Origin of the sequence: Sphaerotilus uruguayifluvii, from assembly GCF_013294065.1 — a bacterium.
In the GTDB taxonomy this organism is placed as follows: domain Bacteria; phylum Pseudomonadota; class Gammaproteobacteria; order Burkholderiales; family Burkholderiaceae_C; genus Sphaerotilus; species Sphaerotilus uruguayifluvii.
The window spans coordinates 85,784-112,396 of the sequence record NZ_JABSNM010000016.1; the positions used below are offsets into that span (position 1 = coordinate 85,784).

Consider the following 26,613-nt stretch of genomic DNA (forward strand, 5'->3'; position numbering starts at 1 on the left):
GATGCCCTCTTCCACCCCGACCTCCCCGGTTCCCGCCCGCCTGGCCGCGCTGCGCCAGGCGCTCATCCGCCATGACCTGGCCGCGGTGCTGGTGCCCTCCAGCGATCCGCACCTGTCCGAATACCTGCCCGAGCGCTGGCAGGGCCGGGTGCACTTCTCCGGCTTCACCGGCTCGATGGGCACGCTGGTGGTCACGCGCGACCGCGCCGCCGTCTTCGCCGACAGCCGCTACTGGACCCAGGCCGAGGCCGAGCTGGCCGGCACGACGGTCGAGCTGGTGAAGATCCCCACCGGCGCGGCCACCCACCACATCGACTGGCTGACCGCCACGCTCTCGCCCGGCCAGACGCTGGCGGTCGACGCCGCGGTGCTGGGCCTGGCCGCGGCGCAGATGCTGGCCGGCGCGCTGCAGCGCCGCGGCATCGGCCTGCGCACCGACCTCGACCTGATGAGCGAGGCCTGGCCGGAGCGCCCCGGCCTGCCGGGCGCGCCAGTGCGCGAGCACCTGGCGCCGCATGCGGCCGTGCCGCGCGCCGAGCGGCTGGCGGCGGTGCGCGCCGGCATGGCCCGCCACCACGCCAGCCACCATCTGGTCTCCACCGTCGACGACATCGCCTGGATCACCAGCCTGCGCGGCTCAGACGTCGACTACAACCCGGTCTTCCTCGCCCATCTGCTGATCGGGCCGCAGCGTGCGACGCTGTTCGTGGCGGCGGGCAAGGTCGACGCCAGCCTGGCCGCGCGGCTGGCCGCCGACGGCATCGACCTGGCCGACTACGCCGAGGCCGCCCCGGCGCTGGCGGCGCTGCCGGCCGACGCGGTGCTGCTGGTCGACCCGAAGCGCATCACGCTGGGCCTGCGCGAGGCGGTGCCCGCGGGCGTGGCGGTGGTCGAGGCGATCAACCCCAGCACGCTGGCCAAGAGCCGCAAGACGCCGGCCGAGGCCGCCTTCATCCGCGAGGCGATGGAGAAGGACGGCGCGGCGATGTGCCGCTTCTACGCCTGGCTGGAGGCGGCGCTCGGCCGCGAGGCGATCAGCGAGCTGACCATCGACGAGCGCCTGACGGCCGAGCGCGCCCGCGAGGACGGCTTCGTCAGCCTGAGCTTTCCGACCATCGCCGGCTTCAACGCCAACGGCGCGATGCCGCACTACCGCGCCACGCCCGAGTCCTTCGCCGAGATCTCCACGCCCGACGGGCTGGTGGCGGAAGGCCTGCTGCTGATCGACTCCGGCGCGCAGTACCTGGGCGGCACCACCGACATCACCCGCGTCTGGCCGATCGGCGCGCCCTCGGCTGCGCAGAAGGCCGACTTCACCCGGGTGCTCAAGGGCACGATGGCGCTGTCGCGCGCGCGCTTCCCCGCCGGCACCCTCTCGCCGCACCTGGACACGCTGGCGCGCGCGCCGCTGTGGGAGGCGGGCCTGGACTTCGGCCACGGCACCGGCCACGGCGTGGGCTATTTCCTCAACGTGCACGAGGGCCCGCAGAGCATCTCGCGCGCGATGCCCGACGCCTCGATGGCGATGCACCCCGGCATGATCACCTCGGTCGAACCGGGCCTGTACCGCGACGGCCGCTGGGGCATCCGCATCGAGAACCTGGTGCTGAACGTCAGCGTGGGCACGCCCGACGAGTTCGGCGAGTACCTCGCCTTCGAGACGCTCACGCTCTGCCCGATCGACAGCCGCTGCCTCGAGCTGTCGCTGCTGCGCGCCGACGAGCGGCAGTGGCTGAACGACTACCACGCCGAGGTGCGCCGCCGTCTGGCGCCGCGCCTGGACGGCGCCGCGCTCGACTGGCTGCTGCGCCGCACCGAGCCGGTCTGAGCGCCGGGCATCCTTCCCTCTCGACCCCCGACCAAGGAGACTGCCGATGAGCACCCGCCACCTCGACACCCTGCTGGGCGACTTCCGCAGCGGCGAGCTCGACGCCACCGCGCTGGCGCACGGATTCCGCGACACCGCCGCGCACTGGCCGGGGCTGCCCGAGCGCTACAGCCAGGTGCTCGGCCAGCTGCTGATGCAGGTCGAGTCGAGCGCGCTCTTCACCGAGGAGAGCTGCAGCTTCAGCCGCGGCGACCTGTCGGATGCGCTCGGCCAGTGGCTGGCCAAGGCGCGCCAGGTCGCGCCGCACTGAAAAGGAACGGGGCCGGCATCGCTGCCGGCCCCGACCTCTCCCCCTCGACCGAGGACCGCCACCCCTGACGGTCCTCCCTCGTTCAGCCTCGTTCAGTCTCGTTCAGTCTCGATCTCTCGTCCTGTCGTTCCCGGGCCCCCGGATCTTCAGAAGCGGGTCCAGTCGCCCCCGCCGCCGTCGTTGCCAGGCGTGTCGCCCCGGCGCCGCTGCGGCGGCTGGGCATGCGGCTCGATGCCGTCGAGCGCGCCCCAGTCCGACGCCGGGAAGGGCGGCAGCGGCGGCGGCGTCTCGCCGCGGGCCTTGACCCGGGCGCTGTGAATGGCGTGATGGGCGTTCCAGGCCGCCTGCTGCGTGCGCTGCAGCAGCTGGAAGGCGCTGACCACCTTCTGCAGCCGCTCGGCCTGCTGACGCAGCGCCTCGGCCGCAGTGGCGCTCTGACTGACCACCGACTCGTTGTGGCGGGTCAGCTGGTCGAGCTGCTCGATGCTCTGGCCGGTCAGCTCGGCCTGGGCCGGCGACGGATCGCGGCCGTCGGCATCCGGGCTGCTCAGCTCGACGATGTCGGTCATGCGCTGCACCGAGACGATCAGCGCGTCCATCGTCGCGTCGGCATCGCGGGCCAGGCGGCCGCCGAACTCGACCTTCGCGGCCGAGGCGGTGACCAGCTGCTTGATCTCGCGCGCCGCATTGCCGGCGCGCACCGCCAGCGCCCGGACTTCGCCGGCGACCACCGCGAAACCCTTGCCCTTGTCGCCCGCCTGCGCCGCCTCGATCGCGGCCTGCAGCGCCAGCAGATTGGTCTGGAAGGCGATGCTGTCGATGGTGCCGAGGATCTCGGAGATCTGGCGGCTCGACTGGCGGATGTCCTCCATGTTGGCCACCACCTGCGCGACCACGTCGCTGCCCTGGTGCGCCGCGGCCACCGCGGTGTCGACCAGCTCGCGCGGCGTCAGGCCCGACAGCGGCATCACCAGATCGGCGGGCGGCAGCGGCTCGGCCGGCTGCGGCGCCTCGGCGGCGGGCGTCATGGCGGACATCGCGGCGGCCTGCGGCTCGGGCTGCACGTCACGCGCCGGAGCCGGCGGGACGGCGGCAGGCTCGGAGGCCGCCGGCGCGGCCTGCGCCAGGCTGCCGGACTGGGCCCGGGCCAGCACCTGCGACAGCAGCGGCGCGAAGCCCGAGGCCAGCGAGGCATCGACCGCGGCCTCGTCGAGCTCGGCGCTCCCGGCCGCCGCGTGGCGGGCCTGGCGGCGCAGCCGGTCGCGCAGCTCGATCAGCGCGTGCTGCAGCTGGCCGAACTCGTCGGCGCTCACCGCCGGCGCCGGCGCGGTGTCGTCACCCTCGGCCAGCCGCTCGGCGAAGTCGACGGTGCGGTCCAGCGGCCATTTCAGGCTGTCGACCATCAGCCAGGCGACCACGCCGGCGACCGCCATCGACAGCGTGCCCAGCACGCCGAGCAGGCGGCGGGACGCGGCCAGCGCGGCGTCCTGCCCCATCATCAGCAGGCCGGCGCAGACCAGCGCGAACATCAGCGCGACGAGCACGCCGAAGCCCAGCGCCAGTCGGTTGGCGACAGGAAGGCGGCCCAGGGCCTGACGGATCTTTTGCAGCGAAAGCATCGGGAACGGCTCCGAGAGAGTCTGTGCCCCGATTCTGTTCAAGGTCTACGTCTCGAGAAATACGTCACATCTGCACACATCCAGGGCGAAGTGCAAGCTCTGAAACATCGCCCCGTCGTGCCGGGGGGCCGGATCCCGCAAACCGGCCCATCCCGGACTTCCGAACCGCCGGAAATGCGGATTCCTTCATGCAGACGGGGGTCGCGCGGGGCCCCTTTCCTCGGGGTGCAGCGCCAACCGCCGTCGTTTTTCCGGTACCCGGCGTCACACGCCCGGGCGAACCACCCGGGCCTGCAGCGCCTCTCGCAGCCGATCGGCGCTGTCGCGCAGATGGGCGGCGGTGTCGGAAGACGCATCGAAACGATACCGTACCTTGTCGAGCCTCGCCAGCAGCGCCCGCGCCTGCAGGCCCACGCGCATGCGCATTTCGGCACGCCCGGCCGCGCCAGGGGCCAGCAGCCACTGCGCGAGCTGGTTCACATGCTCGCGCTGCAGCGCCCGGCGTGCCGGATCGATGCGGGCCTCGTGCCCGTCGAGCTCGGCCCAGACCGCCGCCGACAGGCGCTGGTGCAGCTCGTCGAGCGACAGGCTGGGCGTGGTGGCGTCGGACTTGTCGGCGCCGTCGAGCAGCCGGGTGGCCATCGTGTCGCTGGCCAGCTGCATCAGCAGCACGCGCTGCAGCTCGGCGAGCTGCTGCGGCGGGCTGAAGTCGGTGGCCACCGCGCCGCTGCCCGACAGCAGCGCCTCGCCGCGCTCGAAGTAGTCCGGCGCCAGCCGGCGCTGCAGCGCCGGCGAGACCGTCAGCGCCTGCGGCGACAGCAGCTCGCCCAGCAGCAGCTCGAGCGCGCGGCGCTGCTCGGCCAGCGGCACGGGCTGCAGCGGATCCCGGCCGGTGCCGGGCGCGTCGCGCAGCGTGCGCAGGCCGCCGATCTGGCGCAGCAGCGTCGCGCTGGCACGGCCGACATCGCGCAGCGCGAAGCCGACCGCGCGGCGCAGCCCCGCCGGATCGGCATCGGCGGCCAGCGGCTGCGCCTCCAGCCGGGTCAGCAGATCGCGCGCGATGCCCAGGCGCTTGCGTGCGAAGACCACCGGATCGCGGCCGAGATCGCCCTGCAGCGTTTCCGGGTCGAGCCCGGCGAGAAAGTCCTCGTCGGTGCCGAAGGCCAGCTCGGGCTCGCCGCTGCGCGCGGCGATGCGCGACAGCGCCGCGGCCTCCTCGGCCGGCGCCAGCTCGCGGTAGGCGTATTCGATCGCCCAGTGGTCGTAGGGGCCGAGCGTGGTCTGGAAGGCCGCGACGCGCGGCTGGCCGCGCGCGGGCAGGTTGATCGCGGCGTACTCCATCACCGAGCCGGTCAGCGCATGGCTGCGGGTGAACTCCGGATCGGACAGCTGCGCCTCGTCGCGCACGGTCGAGGCGCGGAAGTTGTGCCGCAGCCCCAGCGTGTGGCCGACCTCGTGCATCGTCACGTCCTTCAGGTAGGCGGCGACGAAGGCCTCGGCCTCGGGGCCGGCCGGATCCAGCCCCTCGCGCACCGACAGCACGTCCAGCGCGTAGCCGAGCTGCTCGGCGGCCAGGTCGGCATGCTGGCACAGCACCGGCGAGCCCGGCGCGCCCAGGTCCGGCGGCTGGGCGAAGGCCGGCGCCGGCGCGGCGATCACCTGGCTGCGCAGCGTGCGCAGCGCGCGCGAGCTCAGGCTCTCGATGGCGATGTCGGCGTCGAGGATCTCGCCGCTGCGCGGGTCGACATGGCTGGGGCCGACCGCCCCGAACATCGCCGTCGCGTTGGTCATCCAGCGCACCGAGGCGATGCCGGTCTCGAGCGTGTCGAAGTCGGCGTCCTCGGGCTGGACCTTCGCGACGATGGCGTCCTTGAAGCCGAGCGCCTCGAAGGCACGGTTCCACTCCAGGATGCCGGCGCGGATCGGCTCGCGGTAGCGCTCGGGCACGCTGCGGTCGATCCAGTAGACGATCGGCCGCACCGGCTCCGACAGCGCGGCGGCCGGATCCTTCTTCTCGAGCCGCCAGCGGTTGACGAAGCGCTTCTTCGGGCTGCGCGCGAACTCGTCGCCGAAGTCGCTGACCGTGGTGACGAAGTGGCCGATGCGGGCGTCGGCGGCGCGCGCGCGCATCGGCTCGGCCGGCAGGCGGGTCAGCGAGTAGTGCAGCTGCACGAACAGGCTGCGCGCATCGGGCAGCGTCGCGGGCACCGAGGGGCTGGCGCCGGGCGGCATGCCCGGCTGCGCCGAGGCCAGCGCGCCGGTGGCGAAGTGCTGCTGCACCGTCAGCGCCAGCAGCTCGGGCGTGCCGCGCACCGCGGTGATGCCGGAGTGGCGCGGATCGAGCGAGTAGCCCTGGCGGTAGGTGCGCTGCAGGTGCGGGCCCAGCGCCATCAGATCGCCCTGGAACAGCGCCGAGGCGTCGACCAGCACGGTGCGGCGCTCCGGATGCGGCTGGCTGGCCACCGCCGTGCTGGCCAGCAGGCTGGGCGAGAAGGCCGCGGCCACCGCGCGGGCCTGCGGCGTGCCGGCCTGGGCCACGTACTCGGCATTGCGCGCGATCAGCCGGACCTGGTTGAACACCCGCACGAACTCGACCCACTTCGCGCCGCCGGCGCCGGTGCGCCCGCCCATCAGGCCGCCGAGCACCCCGCCCTCGCCGATGCCGGAGGCGATCTTCGGCGACAGGAAGAAGGGCGTGCCGAAGTCCTTCTCGGACAGCTCCAGCCAGACCTTCTCGTCCTTCTGCCAGACCGGGATCAGGCCGTCGGTGCGGCGCGCCTCGCGCACCACCTGCGCGAAGGGCGGCAGCGCGGCGACCGGCAGCGCCGGCGCGGCCGCGCCGGAGGGCGCGCTGGCCGCCCCGGCCGGAGCCGAGGCCGCCGACGCGGCCGGGCGGGCCGGGGCCGGAGCCGCCGAGGCGGCTGCCTGCGCGGCCGGCGCGGCGGTCGCGGGCGCCGCCGTGTCGGCCGTCGTGGCACAGCCGGCCAGCAGCACGGCCGCCGCCAGCGCGGTCACGGACAGGGAGGACGGGAACGGGAGGGAACGGCGCATGCGGACTCGATTCGATCGGATCGGGGTGGCCCGCATTGTGACCGTGCGGGCCCTCAGCGCTCGGGCACCTGCTCCAGATCGCCCAGCCAGACCGTGGCTTCTGCATCGCTGGGCGCGCGCCAGTCGCCGCGCGGCGACAGCGAGCCGCCCGAGCCGACCTTGGGCGAGTTCGGCACGCAGCTGCGCTTGAACTGGCTGGTCTTGAAGAAGCGCCACAGGAAGGTGCGCAGGTGGCGGCGGATCTCCGCCAGCGGGTAGGCGTTGCGCGCGGTCACGCCCTCGGGCCAGCGGCCGGCGGCCGCGTCGCCCCAGGTGTGCAGCGCCAGGAAGGCGACCTTCGACGGCGCGAAGCCCGAGCGCAGCGTGTGATAGAGGTGGAAGTCCTGCAGCTCGTAGGGGCCGACGCTGGCCTCGCTGGACTGCTGCGGCTGGCCGGAGGCGTCGCCCGGCACCAGCTCCGGGCTGATCTCGGTCTCGACGACGTCGATCAGCGCGCGGCTGCAGGCCTCGCCGAACTCGCCGCGCGCGGCCACCCAGCGCACCAGATGCTGGATCAGCGTCTTGGGCACGCTGGCGTTGACGTTGTAGTGCGACATGTGGTCGCCGACGCCATAGGTGCACCAGCCCAGCGCCAGCTCGCTGAGATCGCCGGTGCCGACCACCAGCGCGTCCTGGTGGTTGGCCAGGCGGAACAGGTGGCTGGTGCGCTCGCCGGCCTGCACGTTCTCGAAGGTGATGTCGTAGACCGGCTGGCCGCTGGCGTAGGGGTGGCCGAGGTCCTTCAGCATCTGCTCGCAGCTCGGGCGGATGTCGATCATGCCGCCGCCGCAGCCGATCACCTCCATCAGCCGCATCGCCTGGTCGAGCGTGCGCAGGCTGGTGGCGAAGCCCGGCATCGTGTAGGCGAGGATGTTGGCGCGCGGCAGGCCGAGCCGGTCCATCGTGCGGGCGCACACCAGCAGCGCATGCGTGGAGTCCAGCCCGCCGGAGACGCCGATCACCAGCTTCTTCAGCCCGGAGGACTGCAGCCGCTTGACCAGCGCGCTCACCTGGATCTGGTAGATCTCCTCGCAGCGGGCGTCGAGCAGCTGCGGGTTCGACGGCACATAGGGGAAGCGGTCGAAGACGCGGCGCAGCGGCAGCACCTCCTCGTCCGGGCGGCGCAGCGCGAAGCGCACCGTGCGCCAGGCGGCCAGCTCGCCGCGGTGGCGCGCGACGCTGGCGGCGAAGCTGGTCTGGCGCATGCGCTCGCGCGCGAGCTTCTCCAGGTCGACATCGGCGCAGACCAGCTGCGCGTCCGCGCGGAAGCGCTCGGACTCGGCCAGCAGCGTGCCGTTCTCGCAGATCAGCGCCTGGCCGTCCCAGGCCAGGTCGGTGGTCGACTCGCCCGGGCCGGCCGAGCTGTAGAGGTAGGCGGCCAGACAGCGCGCCGACTGCTGCGACACCAGCGCGTGGCGGTAGTCGGCCTTGCCGACCGTCACGTTCGAGGCCGAAAGGTTCACCAGCACGGTCGCGCCGGCCAGCGCCGCGAAGGACGAGGGCGGAATCGGCACCCAGACGTCCTCGCAGATCTCGACGGCGAAGGTCAGCGGCGCGTGCATCTGGCCGGTCTGCGCCGCGAACAGCAGCTGCGCGCCGAAGGGCACGGTCTGGCCGCACAGCGTCACCTCGGTGGCCAGCGCCTGGCCGCCGGGGCTGAACTGGCGCGCCTCGTAGAACTCGGCATAGTTCGGCAGGTAGGACTTCGGCACCACGCCCAGCAGCCGGCCGTCGAGCACCACCGCCGCCACGTTGTAGAGGGCGCCGTCGACCTGCAGCGGCAGGCCCACCACCGCCACCGCGCCCACGCCGCGCGAGGCCTCGATCACCTCGGCCAGCGCGCGCTCGCAGCCCTCGAGCAGCGCGCGCTGGTGGAACAGGTCCTCGCAGCTGTAGGCCGACAGGCCCAGTTCGGGGAAGGCGACCAGCACCGCGCCCTGGCGCGCGGCCTCGCGGTGCAGCCGGACGGTCTCGGCGGCATTGAAGGCCGGATCGGCGACACGGCACACCGGCACCGCGACGGCCACGCGCGCGAAGCCGTGGCTGTAGAGATTGAGGAACGGATCCCGGGGGTTCAAGGCAGGCGACTCCGAAGTCAGACGGGTTCACGGGGAATGCCGAACTGTAGCCGCTGCGGTTCCAGGGGCCATGCGAACATCGCCCGCATGACGGACGCCGCCCTTCCGACGACCCCTTCCCGCCCCAGCCCGGCCCGGCCGCCCCGGCTGCGGCTGCAGATCCACGACGCCCCCGGCCGCATCGATGCCGCCGCCTGGGACGCTCTGCTGGCAGCCTCGCCCGCGCCGACGCCCTTCCTGCGTCACGCCTTCCTGGCGGCGCTGCATGCCAGCGGCAGCGCCTGCGCCGCCACCGGCTGGCAGCCGGTCTTCATGACGCTGGCCGACGAGAACGCCGCCGGCGTGCTGCGCGCCGGCGCCGCGCTCTACCTGAAAAGCCATTCCTACGGCGAATATGTCTTCGACTGGGCCTGGGCCGACGCCTGGGAGCGCGCCGGCCAGCGCTACTACCCGAAGCTGCTCGGCGCCGTGCCCTTCACGCCGGTGCCGGGCTCGCGGCTGCTGGCGCGCGACGCGGAGGCACGCGCGGCGCTGCTGGCCGCCATCGAGGCCTTCGCGCGCGATCAGGGGCTGTCCTCGGCCCACCTGCTCTTCCTGGACGAGGCCGACCGGGCCGCCGCCACCGCCCAGGGCTGGCTGCTGCGCGAGGGCGTGCAGTTCCACTGGACCAACCGCCAGCCCGAGCCCTACGCCGACTTCGCCGACTTCCTCGCCCACCTCTCGCGCGACAAGCGCAAGAAGATCCAGCAGGAGCGCCGCTACGTGCGCGAGGCCGGCATCGCCTTCGACGTGCGGCGCGGCGCCGAGATCGCCGAGGCCGACTGGGACTTCTTCGCCCGCTGCTACGACAACACCTACCGCGAGCACCGCTCGACGCCCTACCTGAGTCGCGCCTTCTGGGCCGAGATGGCGCGCACCCTGCCCGAGCACTGGCTGATGTTCGTCGCCCGGCGCGGGACCGAGCGGGTGGCGGCGTCGCTGATCGCGATCGACCCCGAGCGTCGGGTGGCCTGGGGGCGCTACTGGGGCTGCACCGAGCCGGTGGCGCATCTGCACTTCGCCGCCTGCTACCACGCGCCGCTGGACTGGTGCGTGCGCGAGCGCTTCCTGCGCTTCGAGGGCGGCGCGCAGGGCGAGCACAAGATGGCGCGCGGCCTGCTGCCGGTGACGACGACCTCGGCCCACTGGCTGCGCCACCCCGGCTTCGCCGACGCGGTGGCGCGCTTCCTGGCGCAGGAAAGCGCCGGGGTCGAGGCCTACGTGGGCGAGCTGCGCGAGCGCAATCCGTTCAGGTCCTGACAGTCCCCCTGGGCCGCCCGCTATGCTTTTGCATTTTTCAGGGGCCTCCGCATGGACAGCGACAAGCGACGCATTCCAACGCGTGCCATGAACGCGGCACGTCGATGCCAAGATGGTGAACCGGTCTTGCACGTTTCCCCGGGATGAAACTGCCATGGACCAAGCCATTAATTCGAATTAACACGTCCGCTGCCATGACCCGACTCACGTCCCTGTACCTCGAAAATTTCGTCGCCTTCCAGCACCCGCTGGACTGGCGGGCGCACTCGTCGCTGAACGTCATCATTGGCGAGAACGACACCGGCAAGACGCACCTGCTCAAGCTGCTCTACGCGATGACCCGCGCGATCGAGGAGCACGCCAAGAAGCGCGCCGGCCCCGAGCCGAAGGAACTCGCCGAGGTGCTGGCCGGCAAGCTGCGCTGGACCTTCCTGCCGCCCAAGATGGAGCTGGGCCGGCTGGTGACCCGGGGCAGCGGCAACCGCCTGAGCGTCGAGCTGGGCTGGAACGGCAGCGGGCACCTGAAGTTCGCCTTCGGCAAGGACACGGTCAGCCGCATCGTCGAGATGCAGACCAACAACCTGCCCGAACTCGACGGCCACAAGGCCAGCTTCCTGCCGCCGAAGGAAATCCTGTCGATCTTCGACGCCATCGTGGCCACCCGCGAATCGCAGGAAATCGCCTCGTTCGACGACACCTATTACGACCTCGTCCAGGACTACCGCCAGCCCCCGACCGCCGGCAAATGGCAGGACAACATCAGGAACGTGTTCCGCCACCTCGAAGACGTGACCGGCGGCGGAGAAGTCGAGATGGACAAGGACGGCACCATCGTCTTCCGGCGCGGCAAGGAAAGCTTCAACATGCACCAGACCGCCGAGGGGATCAAGAAGATCGGCATCCTCTCGCGGCTGATGCGCAACCGGCGTCTGACCCCGACCGGTGGCTGCATGCTGTTCGTCGACGAGCCGGAGGTGAACCTGCACCCGAAGGCGATCGTGCTGTTCGCCGAGATGCTGCACGAGTTCGCGCAGTCGGGCATCCAGGTCTACCTGACCACCCACAGCTACTTCCTGCTCAAGCGGCTGGAGCAACTGGCCCGCGAGAAGGCGACCGACTACGCGCTGCTCGACCTGCGCAAGCAGCCGGACGGGGGCGGCGTGACCGGCACGGTGACCCGCCTGGCGCAAGGCCTGCCGATGAACCCGATCGTCGAGGAGTCGCTGCGGCTGTTCGACCGCGACGTGCTGCTTGACCTGGGGGCATGAGCGCGTGGCAACCTACGAAGAATCCGGGCTGCGCCTGATGCTGCCCGACGACCGGCATTTCCGCTTCGCCGACCTGGCACCCTACCGCGCCCTCAGCGGCCAGCACCTCAAGGAGATGGACTTCGCCTGGATCGACGGCCAGGGCCGGCTGATCCTGCTGGAGGTGCGCAGCTACGCGCAGGTCACCGAGACACTCACCGGGCCGGACTTCATGCCGACCAAGGGTCGCGCCGCCCCGTTTCGCTTTCAGGCGCTGCTCGACAAGGTCACCGACACGCTGCTGATGCTGGCCGCCGTGTGGTCCGGCACCGACTGGGGCCGCACGCTCTCGCCGCTGCTGCCCCTGGCCGCGCGCCAGCCGCTGCCGCTCAAGGTGGTGATCGCCGTGGACCTGCCCCCCGCCCTGACCGTGCATCTGCAAGGCTTGCGCGACAGCCTGAACGCTCGCCTGCAGGGTCGCCTCGCCTTGGTGGACGTGCCGCGTGTGGTGCTGATGGACCATGCCCGACTGCTTTCGAATCCGATGTTCAGCTCCTTTGTACAGACGGCACAAGCCAGACAGATGCAGGCGTGAATAATCGGCCCTATGAGTCCATCCGCCCTGCGCCTTGCCGCCCTCGCGCCCCTGATGGCCACGCTGGCCGCCTGCACGACCCTGCCCAGCGACCGCCGCCCCGCCCCGTCGCCCTGGCCCTCGCCGGCCCCGGCGCCTGCGCCGGGCACGCTGCCGCCGGTGATCACGCTGCCGCCCTCGCCGATGCCCGGACCGGCACCGGGGCCGGCCCCGGTGCCCGCGCCGCCGGCCCTGCCGCCGCTGCCGCCCGTGCCGCCGCCACCTCCCGCGCCGGCGCCGGTCAGCGTCTTCGACGTGCGCGACGTGGCGATGCGGGTGCTGCCGCCGAACCTGCCCGACCGCCGCCGCTGGGCCGAGGACATCGCCACCGCCTTCGCCGCGCTGTCGATTCCGGCGCAGCCGCACAAGGTCTGCGCGCTGGCGGCCGTCATCGAGCAGGAGTCGACCTGGCAGGCCGACCCGCCGGTGCCGGGCCTGCCCAAGCTTGCCCGCGCCGAGCTGGACAAGAAGCGCGAGCGCTATTCGATCCCGAAGGCGGTGCTGGACCTGGCGCTGTCGAAGACCTCGCCGGACGGGCGCACCTACCAGGACCGGATCGATCACTTCCGCACTGAGCGGGACGTCTCCGAGTTCTACGAGGACATGATCCGCGAGATCCCGATGGGCGCCACGCTGTTCGAGGGCCAGAACCCGGTGCGCACCGGCGGCGCCACCCAGGTCAGCGTCGCCTTCGCCACCGAGCAGATGCGCGAGAAGCCCTACCCGTGGAAGCCGGCCGGCACGCCGCGCGAGGAGGTCTTCAAGCGCCGCGGCGCGCTCTATTTCGGCGCGGCGATGCTGCTGGACTATCCGGTCTCGTACAACCGCATGCTCTACCGCTTCGCCGACTACAACGCCGGGCGCTACAGCAGCCGCAACGCCGCGGTGCAGGCGCTGCTGGCGCAGCTCACCGGCCAGAAGCTCGATCCGGATGGCGACCTGCTGCGCTACAAGGGCGGCGAGCCGCTGTCGCCGCGCAGCGACCCCAGCCAGGCCTGGCGGGCGCTGCTGGCGCTGCAGCCGGAGCTGGGCGTGAACGCCGCGCAGATCGAGCGCGACCTGAAGCTGGAGAAGCGCTTCGAGTTCGAGCAGTCGCCGACCTACCGGCGCCTGTACCAGCTCGCCGAGCGCCGCGGCCTGAAGCCGGCGCGCGAGCAGCTGCCCGACATCGACCTCAACAGCCCGAAGATCACCCGCAAGCTCACCACCGCCTGGTTCGCCGACCGCTGCGAGATGCGCTACCGCGCCTGCCTGGCGCGCGACGCCGCCGCGGCCTCGCTGCCGCCGGCGAGCGATCCGCGGCCCTGAACGCCCGCCGGACCGGATCGGATCAGGCCAGGCGGCTGTCCTCGCCGCCCCCGGGCCAGGGCAGCCGGATGTCGCCATACCAGGCCTCGACCGCCCCGCCGAGATCGTCGCTGTCGGTCATCACGCCCAGGCTGCGCAGCGCGCCGGGCTCGCGGCCGAAGACCTGGCGGTAGTCCGCGACCAGGTCACGGCGGTGGTGGCGCCACGGTCCGGCGGCGGCCGGGCCGCTGTCGACGACCAGGTAGCGGATGCTGTCGCTGCGCGGGTAGCGCACCACCGTGCCGACCGGCAGCTGGCTGTCCCAGACGTACATCAGCATCGAGTGCGGCAGCACCTGGCCGGTGAACAGCTCGACCTGCTCGCGGAAGATCAGCTCGCGCAGCGACAGCCCGGAGAGATCGCCGTCGAAGGCGACGACGACGCGCGCGGTGCAGTCGTCGAGCGTGTCGTCGTCGCAGCGGGCCTCGGGCGGCACCGTCTCGGCGCGCCAGCTGAACTCGATGTCGCGGAACTGGCCCGGCTCGCGGCGCAGGTCGCAGCGCAGGCCGGTGGCGCCGCGCTCGGCGTGCGCGGCGACGACGCTGGCGCCGCCCAGCGGATCGGCCGCGACCCGGTAGAGCGTGTCGAGCCGGTCGGGGCGCATGCGGTGCGGCTGCCAGCCCGGCGGCAGCACGGCGCCGGCCGCGCAGCCGGAAAAGGCCGGCACCGGCGCCGGCAGCACCGGGGGCGTGCACGGCGCGTCGCAGGCGCGCGCCGAGGGCGTGCGGCTGACGCCCGCCAGCAGCGCGGCCGCACCCAGGCGCAGCCAGCGGCGGCGGCTCGTCGCGCCAGCGCCGGCGCCACCATCGGCATCTCGATCAAGGAGGTCGCGGATCATGGCCGGCACGGTAGCCGGCCGGTGTGTCCGCTTCGGGTCAGCGCAGCGCGCGCGACAGGTCGTCGCGCCGCTGCGTCAGCTCGCGGATGCGGCGGTTCAGGCGGTCGAGCTCCTCGTTGCGCTGCGGCTCGGCCAGCGGCGGCGCCGGGCGGATGTGCCGCAGCGGAGCGCCGGTGGACACGAGGTGCGAGCGCTCGGCCTCGAGGCTGCGCAGGTCCCTGTCGATCTGCGCCTGTTCGCGGCCGGCGTCATGGGCCCGCCGGGCGAAGGGCACCTCGTCGCAGAAGCGGTCGTAGCCGCGCCCCTGCCGGCCGGCCTCGAACTGCGCCCGGCTCGTGCACTGGCGGTCCAGCCGGTCGCGCCGGGCGGCGTCGTAGCCGGCGTGGAACTGGTAGTCGTCCGGCGGCATGCCCACGGACAGGCAGGCGGGCGGGCTGCCCGCCTGCGCGTCGACCGGCGCGCCGCTCTCGAACTGCCGGCGCCCGAGCGCGCGCCAGTCGAGCGTGGCGCAGTAGTTCTCCGCGCTGTGGCGGTAGTTGACGAGATAGGTCGGCGAGTCCACCGCCACGCCGATGGACGCGCAGCGCGACTGCGCGTAGGCGATGTCCTGTGGCGCCACGCCGCGGCCGCCGTCCTCGCGGCCCTGCACCGCCCAGTCGCGGCCGCACCACTGCTTCAGCCCGGCCAGACGCCCCCGCTCGTAGGCGGCCCGGTCCGGCATGACGCCTTCGGCCTCGCAGCGCGCCAGCAGGCTGCCGGGCACGAACTGCCCGCCGGCGCCGTCCTGGCGGCCGGTCTGCTCCCAGCGGGTCTCCTCGCACCGCTGCTTCAGCGTGGTGCATCCCGCCAGCATCGCGGCCATGCCGATCGCCAGCAGCCCGGCCCCGGGCCGCCGGCCCGTCCTGCGCCTTCCTCTCATCCGTCTCTCCCTCGAGATCGCTGCATGAATCCCCGAGGATTCTGCACGCCCGGGCGATCAGGGCCGGCCCTGGATCCAGCTGCCGTCGCGCGCCAGCGTCAGCGCCTGGTCGTGGAAGGCCGCCAGCGTCTCGCGGTGGCCGACGCTGACCAGCACCGCCTGCGGCAGCGCGGTGCGCAGCAGCCGGTACAGGCCGTGCTCCAGGCCGGTGTCGGTGGCGGAGGTCGCCTCGTCGAGGAAGACGATCGCCGGCCGGTTCGCCAGCACGCGGCCGAAGGCCAGGCGCTGCTGCTCGCCCGGCGAGAGCACCTGCGACCAGTCCTGCGCCTGGTCGAGCTGGGTGGCCAGGTGGCCGAGCTGGACCTGCTCGAGGATCTGCGCGGCGCGTGCCGGATCGAGCGACGCGGCCTCGGCCGGATAGGCCAGCGCCTCGGCCAGCGTGCCGATCGGCAGGTAGGGCCGCTGCGACAGGAACAGGCAGGCCGAGCCGTGCGGCCGCGCCGCCCGGCCGTCCGAGAACGGCCACAGGCCGGCGAGCGTGCGCAGCAGCGTCGTCTTGCCCGAGCCCGAGGGGCCGCGGATCAGCAGCGCGCTGCCGGCCGGCAGCGCCAGCGACAGGTCGGCGGTCAGCACCTGGCCGTCGGGGCGGCGCACCGTCAGGTGCTCGATCGTCAGCCCCTGCGCCTGCTCGGCCAGCGCCGGCAGCGTCAGGCTCGACGACGCGCGCACGTTCTGCTCGAAGCCGCTCAGGCGCTCGAGCACCGCGCGGTAGCCGGCGAAGCTGTCGTAGGAGGTGCGGAAGAAGGACAGCGCCTCCTCGACCTGGCCGAAGGCCTGGCTGGTCTGCATCACGTCGCCGAGCTTGATCGTGCCGGCGAACAGGCGCGGCGCCTGGATGATGAAGGGGAAGACCACCGCGATCTGGCTGATCGCCAGGTTGTAGCCGTCGAACTTCAGCGACCGCCACAGCGTGTCCCAGGCGTTGCCGATCACGGCCGCGAAGCTCGCCAGCAGGCCGCGGCGCTCGACCGCCTCGCCGCGGTAGAGCGCGATGCTCTCGCCGTACTCGCGCAGGCGCACCAGCAGGTAGCGGTAGTTCGCGGTCAGCTTCTCGGCCATGAAGTTCAGCCCGATCAGCGGCCGGCCGATCCAGAACGCGAAGGACGAGGCGACGATCACGTACAGGTAGACCAGGAACACCATCGCGCGCGGGATCTCGGTGCCGGCCACCGTCATCGACGCCGAGAGATTCCACAGGATGCCGGTGAACTCGTACATCGACACCACCGAGCTGACCAGTCCCATCGACAGCCCCAGCGTCGTCGTCACCAGCGCCGCGACATCCTGCTGGATGCGCTGGTCGGGGTTGTCCACCGGCGGCGAGGCGAAGCGCCCGAGGTAGTAGGACTGCCCGCCCAGCCACTCGTCGACGGTGCGGTCGTTGAGCCACTGGCGCCAGTGGATGGTGAAGGCGCCGCGGATGTAGCTGTTGAGCACCGCGCGGATCACATGGATCGTCGCCAGCACGCCGAAGAGCTGCATGCCGAACCAGAAGCCCTTCTGGTCGAGCGCCTGCAGCGCGCTGTAGAACTCGTTGTACCAGTACGAGAACACCACGTTCATGCGCACCGTGAACAGCACGAACAGCAGCATCAGCGCCACGCCGCCGAGCGGCCGCCAGGAGCGCCGCGGCGAGAAGTAGGCGCCGGTGAGCGACCAGAACTGCCGCCCCCACACCGTCCCGCGCGCCAGCAGCGCCATCACCGCGACGAAGACCACCAGCGTGATCGCGTAGGCCTTGGCCACCCAGATCGCGCTGTTCAGAAGTTCCTGGTTCCAGTTCATGCGCCTAGTCTACGGGCGAAAAAAAGGGAGCCCGGCGGGCTCCCCTTCTTCGCGACGGCTCCGGCGACGGCCGGAGCCCGGGCGCTCATGGCCTCACTTGGCGGCCAGACGCTCGACGCCGCTGCTGATCTCGGCACGGGCGGCTTCGGCATCGGCCCAGCCGGTGACCTTGACCCACTTGCCCTTCTCGAGGTCCTTGTAGTGCTCGAAGAAGTGCTGGATGCGCGCCAGGATCAGCGGATCGACGTCGCCGTGCGACTTGATGCCGGCGTAGGTCGGCAGGATCTTCTCGGTCGGCACGGCCAGCACCTTGGCGTCCTGGCCCGACTCGTCTTCCATGTTCAGCACGCCGATGGCGCGGCAGGGCACGACCGAGCCCGGCACCAGCGGGAACGGGGTCAGCACCAGCACGTCGACCGGGTCACCGTCGAGCGACAGGGTCTGCGGCACGTAGCCGTAGTTGCACGGGTAGTGCATGGCCGTGCCCATGAAGCGGTCCACGAACAGCGCGCCGGTTTCCTTGTCGACTTCGTACTTGACGGGGTCCGAGTTCGCCGGGATCTCGATGATCACGTTGAACTTGTCGGCGGTGCCGGGGGGGACGTTGAGCAGGCTCATGAGGTGGTTCCGAGTGTTGAATGGAATGGGATAGCCGGAAAGCCGTCGAGATTCTACGGGGCGCGCTTGCGTCGGCCTTGCGCCTCGGGCGCGAGTCGTGACGACTTCAAACAAGCCCGCTTCCCCCCGACGTTGCGGCATCGCAACATCGATCAGGATCGCACGCGCCGCTGTCCCGGAATGGAACATTCGAGGTACGCGACAGGCCCGATGCACGTCGCATTCTTCCGTAATTACGGGAATTGCCCGGTTGTCCAGTCTTGACCGCACACAGGATGATGCTGCGCAGCAATACAGGCCGGCGTACAATGCTGCACTGCAACATGAGCGGCACGCCGCCCTGCCCCAGCCCCCACCGGATGCCCGAGGAATCGCGATGCTCTATCAGTTCTACGAAACCCAGCGCGCTCTGCTGAGCCCGTTCGCGGAGTTCGCCAGCGCCACCGCCAAGCTCTACAGCCATCCGCTGTCGCCGTTCGCCCAGGCCCCCGGCTCCGAGCGCATGGCCGCCGGCTTCGACCTGCTGCACCGCCTGACGAAGGAATACGAGAAGCCGGCCTTCGGCATCACCACGGTCAAGGTCGACGGCGTCGACGTGGCCGTGCAGGAGCAGGTGGTCGAGAACCGCCCCTTCTGCCGCCTGCTGCGCTTCAAGCGCTACACCGACAACGCGCAGATGCTCGAGCGCATGCGCGCGCAGCCCATCGTGCTGGTGGTGGCGCCGCTGTCGGGCCACCACTCGACGCTGCTGCGCGACACGGTGCGCACGCTGCTGCAGGACCACAAGGTCTACATCACCGACTGGGTCGACGCGCGCATGGTCTCGATGGAGGCCGGCGACTTCCACCTCGACGACTACATCGGCTACGTGCAGGACTTCATCCGCCAGCTCGGCCCGGACGTCAACGTGATCTCGGTCTGCCAGCCCACCGTGCCGGTGCTGGCGGCGATCTCGCTGATGGCCTCGCGCGGCGAGGCCACGCCGCGCACGATGACGATGATGGGCGGCCCGATCGACGCCCGCAAGAGCCCGACCGCGGTCAACAACCTGGCGATGAACCGCAACATCGAGTGGTTCGAGCACAACGTGATCTACCGCGTGCCGCAGAACTTCCCCGGCGCCGGCCGGCGCGTCTACCCGGGCTTCATGCAGCACACCGGCTTCGTCGCGATGAACCCGGACCGCCATGCCAACTCGCACTGGGACTACTTCCTGGACCTGGTGCGCGGCGACGACGACAGCGCCGAGGCGCACCGCCAGTTCTATGACGAGTACAACGCGGTGCTCGACATGGACGCCAACTACTACCTCGAGACGATCCGCACCGTCTTCCAGGACTTCTCGCTGGTCTACGGCACCTGGGTGGTCAAGGGCGAGCCGGTGCGGCCGCAGGACATCCGCACCACCGCGCTGCTGACGGTCGAGGGCGAGCTCGACGACATCTCCGGCGCCGGCCAGACCGAGGCCGCGCACGGCCTGTGCAGCGGCATCCCGGCCGAGCGCCGCGAGCACTACATCGTCAAGGGCGCCGGCCACTACGGCATCTTCTCCGGCCGCCGCTGGCGCGAGATGGCCTATCCGGAGGTGCGCAAGTTCATCCTCGAGCACCAGGCGCCGATGAAGGCTGCGGCGGCCCCGGTGGCCGATCCGGTCGAGGCGATCCCCGAAACGGCGGCTCCGGCGACCCCGGAGACCGAGGTCGAGACGGCCGCAGCGGTCGCCGCCCCGGCGCCGCAGGCTCCGGTCGCCGAGAGCGCGCAGGCTCCCGCGCCGGTCGACACCGCGACCCCGGACGAGGCCCCTGCACCGGTCGACGCCGCACCGGCCGACGCCGCACCGGCCGAGCCGGCGCCGACGCGCCGCGGCAAGACGCGCCGCTGAGCCCGGGCGCCCGGCCCGCGCGGCCGGGCCGGGCATCGACCTGAAGGACAATCGCGGCCCCGCCGCGATTTCCCTTTCTGCCCGCCGCCATGCCGCCGCCCTCCCTCGCCGACCTGATCGATGCCCAGCTGCCGCAGACGCAGTGCACCCGCTGCGGCCAGCCCGACTGCCGCGCGTATGCCGAGGCGGTGGCCGCCGGCACGATGGACATCAACCGCTGCCCGCCCGGCGGACTCGAGGGCGTCATGCGCCTGGCCGCGCTGACCGGCCGGCCCGCGCAGGCGCTCGATCCGGCGTGCGGCGTCGAGGGGCCGCTCACGGTGGCGGTCATCGACGAGGCCTGGTGCATCGGCTGCACGCTGTGCATCAAGGCCTGCCCGGTCGACTGCATCAGCGGCACGAACAAGCACATGCACACCGTCATCGAGGCCGACTGCACCGGCTGCGAGCTCTGCCTGCCGGCCTGCCCGGTCGACTGCATCTCGCTGGAGGTGGTCACGCCCGGGCGCAGCGGCTGGCAGGCCTGGACACCCGGGCAGGCCGACGCGGCCCGCCAGCGCTACCTGGATCGCAACGCCCGGCGCGAGCGGGCCGCGCGCCAGCACGCCGCGCGCCTCGAGGACAAGGCCCAGCACAAGCTCGAGCACCTCGAGCAGCTGACGAAGAACACCGAGGTGCCCGGCGAGATCGAGCGCAAGCGCGCGATGATCGAGGCGGCCCTGGCGCGCGCGCGCTTGCAGCGTCAAAAAGACTCGTGCTAGAATTGCATTCTGCGTTGGGGGGGTAGCTCAGCTGGGAGAGCGTCGCGTTCGCAATGCGAAGGTCGGGAGTTCGATCCTCCTCCTCTCCACCAACGAATCCAGCGAAAAACGCCGAAGCCGAAAGGTTTCGGCGTTTTTTCTTGCCTGTCCGAAACGCAGGGGGCGGATGCTCGCGCATCCGCCCCCTGTGCTGTCGGTCGGGTCCGGCTCAGGTCCTGCGCGCAGCGCGACGACGGCTCCAGCCCAGCACGCCCAGACCGGCGACCATCATCGCCAGGCTCTCGGGCTCGGGCACCGGCGCGGCAGGAACCGTGTAGCTGATCGAGTCGAAGACCGCCGAGGTGCCGGCGCGGGTGTAGCTGCCCAGCACGCTGGCCGCGCCGGAGCCGGCCTGGGCGGCCCACACGTCGGCGACGATGCGCCCTTGCGCATCCGGCACGTCGACGCCCGACAGGCTGTAGACCGACACGCCATCGACATACCAGGACAGCGAGCCCGAGGTCCAGTCGAACGCGTAGGAATGCAGGCCGGCCGAGGCATCGAAGCCCAGCGCCACCGACTGCGTCACCAGCCCGCCGCTGGTCGACGACAGGAAGCTCAGCTGCAGCGTGCTGGTGTCGTTGCCGGCGATGTGCATGCCGATCAGGTCGCTCGGGCCGCTGGCGCTGTTGAGCGTGCCGCTGTACTTCATGAAGTCGGTGACGACGCCGCTGCCGGACGCGGCCCGGAAGGTAGCGCTGAAGGTGCCGAAGCCGTAGGTGTCGAGCGACGCGTACTGGCCCGAGGCGTTCGGGCGGCTGCCGCACTGCTCGGCCGCCACGCTGCAGGGCCAGGTGTTCAGCCTCAGGTACATCTGGTCGCTGGCAAAGGCGACATGGTCGGCGCGCCAGGCGACGTCGACCGGCTGGGGTGCCAGGGTGGCATTGGTCTTCTGCCAGAGGCTGGTGTCGTAGCCGGACAGGTCGTCGACGAAGGAGGAGCCGGTCGCGTGGGCCATGCCCGACAGGGGCACGAGCAGCCAGACCAGGGAGCGCAGGGTGCGGGCAACGGGCGTCATGGGCGGTGTCTTTCGAGTCGAGGACGGCTCCGATGAGCCGAACCAGGCACACCATCGTGGTGCGCGTCGCTCGAAGACTAGGGATTGGCCGCCCGGCCGACACCCCCGCGTTTGAGCACTTCAGGATCCGGACGACAAACAATCCAGTCCTGATGTGAAAAATTCAACCGGTTTTTGGAGCCTGTTCGAAGAGCTGCGCGAGCACTGCGCCACGCTGGCGCAGCGTCACCGCGCCCGGATCGCCAGTTGCGCGCAGATGTTGCGGCCGGTCACGGTCAGGCGCAGCGCCCCGCCGTGCCATTCGAACCAGTTGATGGCGACATAGTCGTCGATCAGCACCGGGTCGATCAGGTCGGCGCGCCGACGCTGCAGGAACTCGATCGTCGCCGGCAGCGCGGCCCGCAGGCGCTCGAGGCGCACGGAAGGAGAAGAGGACGGCGACGAAGGCACGGACGCCTCCGCGACGGACGGTGAGGAACTCGAACCGGTCATGGCGCTCTCCGATGGAACGGGTCACCATAGCACCATTCCGCCGCGATCGCCTGACGCGGCGGATCCGGATGGACGACTCAGGGAACTTCCAGGTACCTCTCGACCAGCTGGAAGAAGCGGTCGTAGAACTCGCCGGCGGGAATCGTCTCGCTGGCGACCTTGACCAGCGAGTCGTCGTTCGACGACAGCGGCAGCGAGACCGAGCCGATCGCGCTGACGCCCAGGCTGGCCGAGCTCGAGCTCTTCTTCAGCGAGTAGCGGTCCTGCACCGCGCTGACGAAGGCGATCGTCGAGGGCCGGTCGGCCGGCTCGCCGGCGTTGGCCGGCGCGTCCGAGGCCGACAGCGCCGCGGCACGCACCTCGGGCACGCAGACGATGTGGAACTCGATCTGCACATGCACCTCGGGCTGCGGCTGGAAGCTCTTGCGCCCGGTGACCGAGTCGGCGCGGTCGCCACTGCCGATCAGGTAGCCCTGGCTCATCAGCGCGCGGCGCGCGGCCTCGCAGGTGCCGCCCGTCGTCGCGGGAAACACCCGCGAGAAGGTCTCGGTGCTCGAGAAGGCCTCGTCGAGATAGACCCGGGACTTCGCCGCGGCGCTGCCCGACGAGGTCGAGCAGCCGGCCAGGGCCAGCAGCGTCAGGGCGGCAAGAGCGCAGCGGAGGAACGGCAGGACGGAGGGACGCATCGGTGGCGCGGCAGGTCGGGTCGGTTCACGCGAACGGCCGCCATCGTAGCGCCTGACGGCGGCCGACTCCGTTTCTGCGGGATCAGGCGCGCGGCTTGCGGCGCGCCGGGGCCTTCTTCGCGGCCGGAGCCGGCTCGGCGGAGACGGGGGCGGCGGCGAACAGCTTGGCGGCGCGGCCCTTGAGCTCGAGCAGTTCGTCGGGCGTGACCGAGTAGCGCGCGGCCATCGCGTCGGCACGGATGCCGAACTCGACCTCCTTCGTGCCGTTGGACAGCGTGCCGCTGGTGAAGTCGTAGTCGGCGTCGCGGGCCGGGAAGCCGTTCTTCTCGAGGTCGTAGCCCTGATAGCGGACCTCGGTGATGTCGCCACTGGCGAAGTCCAGGACGCCGGTCGACTTGACCAGGGTGTCGGCGAGCTCGTCGACGATGACGATGGGCAGCTTCAGGTCCATGCGGAACGACTCTCTTTCTTTTCGCCTCAGGCGACTTTCGGGGCGGGCGATGATGCCACAGCACCATGTCCGCACACCGCACAATGCGGGCCGCAACCCGAACCCCAGCCCGGAGGAACCGCCCATGCCCCGCCTGATCGTCGGCCCCTTCAACCGCGTCGAGGGCGATCTCGAGGTCCGTCTGGACATCGCCGACGGCCGGGTGCGCTCGGCCGAGGTCTGCGCGCCGATGTACCGCGGCTTCGAGCAGATCCTGCTCGGCCGCCCGGCCGGGGACGCGCTGGTGATCGTGCCGCGCATCTGCGGCATCTGCTCGGTGTCGCAGTCGGTGGCGGCGACCCGGGCGCTGGCCGACCTGGCCGGCGTGCAGCCCCCGCCCAACGGCCTGCTGGCGACCGACCTGATGCTGGCCTGCGAGAACCTGGCCGACCACCTGACGCATTTCTACCTGTTCTTCATGCCGGACTTCACCCGCGAGGTCTACGCCACGCGGCCCTGGTTCGTGGAGGCGCGCCGGCGCTTCGCCGCCCTCTCGCCCGAGGGCTGCGGCGAGCACCACCGGCTGGCGACCGCGGCGCGCGCGCGCTGGTTCACGCTGATGGGCCTGCTCGGCGGCAAGTGGCCGCACACCGGCAGCCTGGAGGCCGGCGGCTCGGCGCGGGCGATCGACGCGGCCGAGCGGCTGCGGCTGCTGGCGCGGGTGCGCGAGTTCCGCGGCTTTCTCGAGCGCACGCTGTTCGGCGCGCCGCTGGAGGCGGTGGCCGCGCTCTCCAGCCTGACGGATCTGGCGCGCTGGCGCGCCGAGCGCCCGACCGGCACGGACGCCGGCGCCGGCGACCTGCGCTTCTTTCTGGACCTGGCCGACGACCTGGGGCTGGCGCGGCTCGGGCCCGGGCCGGGGCTGTGGATCAGCCACGGCGCCTATCCGCAGCCCGACGGCACGACCGCGATCGGCGGCGGCGTCTGGCGCGCCGGCGCGTCGGCCACCGCCGCGCTGGACCTGTCGCTCGTCACCGAGGACGTGACCCGCGCCTGGCTGGCCGCCGACGGCGAGCCGGTGCGCCCCCCGGCACGCGGCCTGACGCTGCCGGACGCCGACAAGCCCGGCGCCTACAGCTGGAACAAGGCACCGCGCCTGGGCGGCGAGGTCGCCGAGACCGGCGCGCTGGCGCGCCAGCTCGCCGACGGCCAGCCGCTGCTGCGCGAGCTGGTCGCACGCGAGGGCTCGGGCGTGCTGGCGCGGGTGCTGGCACGGCTGATGGAGCTGGCGCGCGTGGTGCCGCTGATGGAGGGCTGGCTGAAGGCGATCCGCCCCGGCGAGCCCTTCTGCCGCCCGGCACCGCTGCCGGCCGAGGGCCAGGGCCGCGGCCTGACCGAGGCCGCGCGCGGCGCGCTCGGCCACTGGATCGCGCTGCAGGGCGGACGCATCCGCCACTGGCAGATCATCGCGCCGACGAGCTGGAACTTCTCGCCGCGCGACGCCAGCGGCCGGCCCGGCGCGCTCGAGCAGGCGCTGGAGGACGCGCCGGTGCGCCCGGGCGAGACCACGCCGGTGGCGGTGCAGCACATCGTGCGCTCCTTCGACCCGTGCATGGTCTGCACCGTGCACTGACTCCCCCTTCGCTGCAGGACGAACCCGCCATGCCCGACCGCCCGCCGCTCGCCCCGATGCTGCCGCCCGCCGAGGGGATCGACGACAGCGCCTGGCTCGACGTGATCCAGAAGATGGACGAGGTCTACTCGCAGCTGGTGGCCGACGAGGTCGCGCTCGAGGAGAAGAACGCCCAGCTCGAGCAGTCGCAGCAGTTCATCTTCAGCCTGCTCAGCGCGATGAGCGACGTGCTGGTGGCCTGCGACGCCGGCGGCCGCATCGAGGAGACCAACCGCGCGCTGGCCGAGCTGACCGGCCGCGACGAGGCCGCGCTGCGCGGCAGCGGCATCGAGGCGCTGATGGCCGACGAGGCCAGCCGGGTGCGCCTGCGCCATGTGCTGGGCACGCCGGCGCTGCAGCGCGGCGGCACGGTGCTCGAGGTCGAGCTGCTCGACGGCGCCGGCCAGCCGGTGCCGGTCGACTTCAACTGCACGCCGCGGCTGGACGCGGCCGGGCGGCGCGTCGGCCTGGTCTTCGTCGGGCGGCCGATGGGCGAGCTCAAGCGCGCCTACCACCAGCTGCGCGAGGCGCACGAGGCGCTCAAGCGCACCCAGCAGCAGCTGCTGCACTCGGAGAAGATGGCCTCGCTGGGCCGGCTGGTGGCAGGCGTCGCGCACGAGCTGAACAACCCCATCAGCTTCGTGCTCGGCAACGTGCATGCGCTGACCCGCTACACCGAGCGGCTGCGCCAGTACCTCGGCGAGATCCACGGCGGCCGGCCGGTGGCCGAGCTCGCGCCGATGCGCCGCCGACTGCGCCTCGACCACCTGCTGGCCGACCTGCCCTCGCTGATGGAAGGCACGCTCGAGGGCGCGCAGCGCACCGCCGACATCGTGCAGGGACTGAAGCGCTTCTCGGCCGCCGACCGCGACGAGCGCGGCCCGGTGCGGCTCAACGAGGTGGTCGAGCAGGCGATCCACTGGGTGCGCAAGGGCACCGCGCCGGACTTCGTCGTGCACTGGCAGCCCGGCCCCGACAGCGTGGTCGAGGGCGCACCGGGGCCGCTGCTGCAGGTGATGCTCAACCTGATCCAGAACGCCTGGGATGCGGCCAGCGGCGCGGGCGCGAAGCCCCCGACGCTGTGGATCACCGGCCATCTGGAGGCCGGTCTGGCGCGGCTGGTGTTCCGCGACAACGGCCCCGGCATCGCGCCGGAGCATCTGGGTCGACTGTTCGACCCCTTCTTCACCACCAAGCCGGTCGGCAAGGGCACCGGCCTGGGGCTGTCGATCAGCTACGGCATCGTCGAGCAGCACGGCGGGCGGCTGCTCGCCGGCAACCAGGCCGACGGCGGAGCGGAGTTCGTGGTCGAGCTGCCCGCCCAGGGCCTGCCGATGGCGTCGGCCAGCGGCTGAACGGCCCGGGTCAGACGCTGGAGCCGCTCTCCTGCGGCGGCGCCTCCGGCAGCTCCTGGTCGGCCGGGCGGGCGGCACCGTGGGCTGCCTGCGCCTTCTTCTGCGCCTTCTCCTCCTTCTTCTTCTTCTTCTCCAGCTCGCGCTGACGCTTCTCGAACGAGTAGTTCGGCTTCATGGCCATGGGGGCGCCTTTCTGTGTGGTGGTCGACTCAGGGTATCACGCGCAGCCCCGGCCGCGACCGCGCCGTCACCGGACAACGATCTTCCGCCAGCGGCCATCGACCGGTCACTCTCTTTCCACCCATCCGATCACGCTCGCCTGACCTGCGTCAAGACGTCACGAATTTCCAAGCCGTGACAAGGACTTGCGACAGTGATGCGGGATTACCCTGAGCCGATGGGCGTCAGGCACGCGACTTGTGACGTTCTCCGCGACAGAACCGAGGAGACCCACATGGAAACGTTCTACGAGGTGATGCGGCGCCAGGGCATCTCGCGCCGCAGCCTGCTGAAATACTGCTCGCTCACCGCGACCTCGCTGGGTCTCGGCCCGGCCTTCGTGCCGCAGATCGCGCACGCGATGGAGACCAAGCCGCGCACGCCGGT

The 26,613-nt window shown here is 71.9% G+C and carries 23 protein-coding genes and 1 tRNA gene; 12 read left to right on the plus strand and 12 right to left on the minus strand.

Annotated features, from left to right (window positions below):
• The first annotated feature begins 1 nt into the window (after position 1).
• The gene (locus HNQ01_RS16500; RefSeq protein WP_173806545.1) at positions 2-1,828 is read left to right on the plus strand and encodes an aminopeptidase P family protein; all 1,827 of its coding nucleotides are present in this window, start codon (positions 2-4) and stop codon (positions 1,826-1,828) included.
• Between the two features lie 46 nt (positions 1,829-1,874).
• Positions 1,875-2,138 (plus strand): hypothetical protein, encoded by a 264-nt coding sequence (locus HNQ01_RS16505; RefSeq protein WP_173806519.1) that lies wholly within the window; start codon positions 1,875-1,877, stop codon positions 2,136-2,138.
• A 146-nt stretch (positions 2,139-2,284) separates the two neighbouring features.
• On the opposite strand, the gene HNQ01_RS16510 is transcribed toward HNQ01_RS16505, so the two are convergent.
• The 3 genes from HNQ01_RS16510 to HNQ01_RS16520 form a co-directional block, all read right to left on the minus strand.
• On the minus strand, positions 2,285-3,757 hold the full coding sequence (locus HNQ01_RS16510) for a methyl-accepting chemotaxis protein (protein ID WP_173806520.1): 1,473 nt from the start codon (positions 3,755-3,757) through the stop codon (positions 2,285-2,287).
• A gap of 264 nt (positions 3,758-4,021) precedes the next feature.
• On the minus strand, positions 4,022-6,808 hold the full coding sequence (locus HNQ01_RS16515) for a zinc-dependent metalloprotease (RefSeq protein WP_173806521.1): 2,787 nt from the start codon (positions 6,806-6,808) through the stop codon (positions 4,022-4,024).
• 53 nt (positions 6,809-6,861) lie between these two features.
• A complete protein-coding gene (locus HNQ01_RS16520; protein WP_173806522.1) occupies positions 6,862-8,925 on the minus strand; it encodes an NAD(+) synthase in 2,064 nt (687 codons plus the stop codon).
• 87 nt (positions 8,926-9,012) lie between these two features.
• Here HNQ01_RS16520 and HNQ01_RS16525 point away from each other — a divergent pair, with 87 nt between their 5' ends.
• From HNQ01_RS16525 to HNQ01_RS16540, 4 genes are all read left to right on the plus strand, one after another.
• Positions 9,013-10,224 (plus strand): GNAT family N-acetyltransferase, encoded by a 1,212-nt coding sequence (locus tag HNQ01_RS16525; protein ID WP_173806523.1) that lies wholly within the window; start codon positions 9,013-9,015, stop codon positions 10,222-10,224.
• Between the two features lie 194 nt (positions 10,225-10,418).
• Positions 10,419-11,492 (plus strand): AAA family ATPase, encoded by a 1,074-nt coding sequence (locus HNQ01_RS16530; RefSeq protein WP_173806524.1) that lies wholly within the window; start codon positions 10,419-10,421, stop codon positions 11,490-11,492.
• A 37-nt stretch (positions 11,493-11,529) separates the two neighbouring features.
• A complete protein-coding gene (locus HNQ01_RS16535) occupies positions 11,530-12,066 on the plus strand; it encodes a hypothetical protein (protein ID WP_217427580.1) in 537 nt (178 codons plus the stop codon).
• 12 nt (positions 12,067-12,078) lie between these two features.
• Positions 12,079-13,413 (plus strand): DUF1615 domain-containing protein, encoded by a 1,335-nt coding sequence (locus HNQ01_RS16540; RefSeq protein WP_217427581.1) that lies wholly within the window; start codon positions 12,079-12,081, stop codon positions 13,411-13,413.
• Between the two features lie 22 nt (positions 13,414-13,435).
• On the opposite strand, the gene HNQ01_RS16545 is transcribed toward HNQ01_RS16540, so the two are convergent.
• From HNQ01_RS16545 to ppa, 4 genes are all read right to left on the minus strand, one after another.
• Complete coding sequence (locus tag HNQ01_RS16545; RefSeq protein WP_173806525.1) at positions 13,436-14,290, minus strand: DUF3047 domain-containing protein; 855 nt, start codon at positions 14,288-14,290, stop codon at positions 13,436-13,438.
• Between the two features lie 37 nt (positions 14,291-14,327).
• Positions 14,328-15,209, minus strand: coding sequence for a DUF2799 domain-containing protein (locus tag HNQ01_RS16550; protein ID WP_173806526.1), 882 nt, complete (start codon positions 15,207-15,209; stop codon positions 14,328-14,330).
• 57 nt (positions 15,210-15,266) lie between these two features.
• Entirely contained in the window at positions 15,267-17,054 is a 1,788-nt protein-coding gene (locus HNQ01_RS16555; protein ID WP_173806527.1) for an ABC transporter ATP-binding protein/permease, read from the minus strand.
• Between the two features lie 93 nt (positions 17,055-17,147).
• Positions 17,148-17,672, minus strand: coding sequence for an inorganic diphosphatase (gene ppa / locus HNQ01_RS16560; protein ID WP_173806528.1), 525 nt, complete (start codon positions 17,670-17,672; stop codon positions 17,148-17,150).
• Between the two features lie 376 nt (positions 17,673-18,048).
• Between ppa and HNQ01_RS16565 the strand changes: the two genes are divergently transcribed.
• From HNQ01_RS16565 to HNQ01_RS16575, 3 genes are all read left to right on the plus strand, one after another.
• Entirely contained in the window at positions 18,049-19,554 is a 1,506-nt protein-coding gene (locus tag HNQ01_RS16565) for a polyhydroxyalkanoate depolymerase (protein ID WP_173806529.1), read from the plus strand.
• Positions 19,555-19,643: 89 nt separating this feature from the next.
• Positions 19,644-20,315: an electron transport complex subunit RsxB gene (gene rsxB / locus HNQ01_RS16570; protein WP_173806530.1), complete on the plus strand. Its 672-nt coding sequence runs from the start codon at positions 19,644-19,646 to the stop codon at positions 20,313-20,315.
• A gap of 16 nt (positions 20,316-20,331) precedes the next feature.
• Positions 20,332-20,407 (plus strand) — tRNA-Ala (locus HNQ01_RS16575).
• A 116-nt stretch (positions 20,408-20,523) separates the two neighbouring features.
• Here the strand turns inward: HNQ01_RS16575 and HNQ01_RS16580 are convergent.
• The 4 genes from HNQ01_RS16580 to HNQ01_RS16595 form a co-directional block, all read right to left on the minus strand.
• Entirely contained in the window at positions 20,524-21,372 is an 849-nt protein-coding gene (locus tag HNQ01_RS16580; RefSeq protein ID WP_173806531.1) for a family 16 glycosylhydrolase, read from the minus strand.
• A gap of 225 nt (positions 21,373-21,597) precedes the next feature.
• Complete coding sequence (locus HNQ01_RS16585) at positions 21,598-21,822, minus strand: hypothetical protein (protein ID WP_353621727.1); 225 nt, start codon at positions 21,820-21,822, stop codon at positions 21,598-21,600.
• Positions 21,823-21,941: 119 nt separating this feature from the next.
• Positions 21,942-22,550, minus strand: a complete 609-nt coding sequence (locus tag HNQ01_RS16590) for a DUF2242 domain-containing protein (protein WP_173806533.1) — start codon at positions 22,548-22,550, stop codon at positions 21,942-21,944.
• An 82-nt stretch (positions 22,551-22,632) separates the two neighbouring features.
• Positions 22,633-23,001, minus strand: coding sequence for a hypothetical protein (locus HNQ01_RS16595; RefSeq protein ID WP_173806534.1), 369 nt, complete (start codon positions 22,999-23,001; stop codon positions 22,633-22,635).
• Between the two features lie 124 nt (positions 23,002-23,125).
• On the opposite strand from HNQ01_RS16595, the gene HNQ01_RS16600 reads away from it, so the two are divergent.
• Together HNQ01_RS16600 and HNQ01_RS16605 are read left to right on the plus strand one after the other, a co-directional pair.
• On the plus strand, positions 23,126-24,613 hold the full coding sequence (locus HNQ01_RS16600) for a nickel-dependent hydrogenase large subunit (RefSeq protein ID WP_173806535.1): 1,488 nt from the start codon (positions 23,126-23,128) through the stop codon (positions 24,611-24,613).
• Between the two features lie 29 nt (positions 24,614-24,642).
• On the plus strand, positions 24,643-26,007 hold the full coding sequence (locus HNQ01_RS16605) for a sensor histidine kinase (RefSeq protein ID WP_173806536.1): 1,365 nt from the start codon (positions 24,643-24,645) through the stop codon (positions 26,005-26,007).
• Between the two features lie 10 nt (positions 26,008-26,017).
• Here the strand turns inward: HNQ01_RS16605 and HNQ01_RS16610 are convergent, their stop codons facing one another.
• Complete coding sequence (locus HNQ01_RS16610) at positions 26,018-26,188, minus strand: hypothetical protein (RefSeq protein ID WP_173806449.1); 171 nt, start codon at positions 26,186-26,188, stop codon at positions 26,018-26,020.
• A 273-nt stretch (positions 26,189-26,461) separates the two neighbouring features.
• Here HNQ01_RS16610 and HNQ01_RS16615 point away from each other — a divergent pair.
• The coding region (locus HNQ01_RS16615) for a twin-arginine translocation signal domain-containing protein (RefSeq protein WP_173806537.1) at positions 26,462-26,613 on the plus strand (152 nt) is incomplete at its 3' end.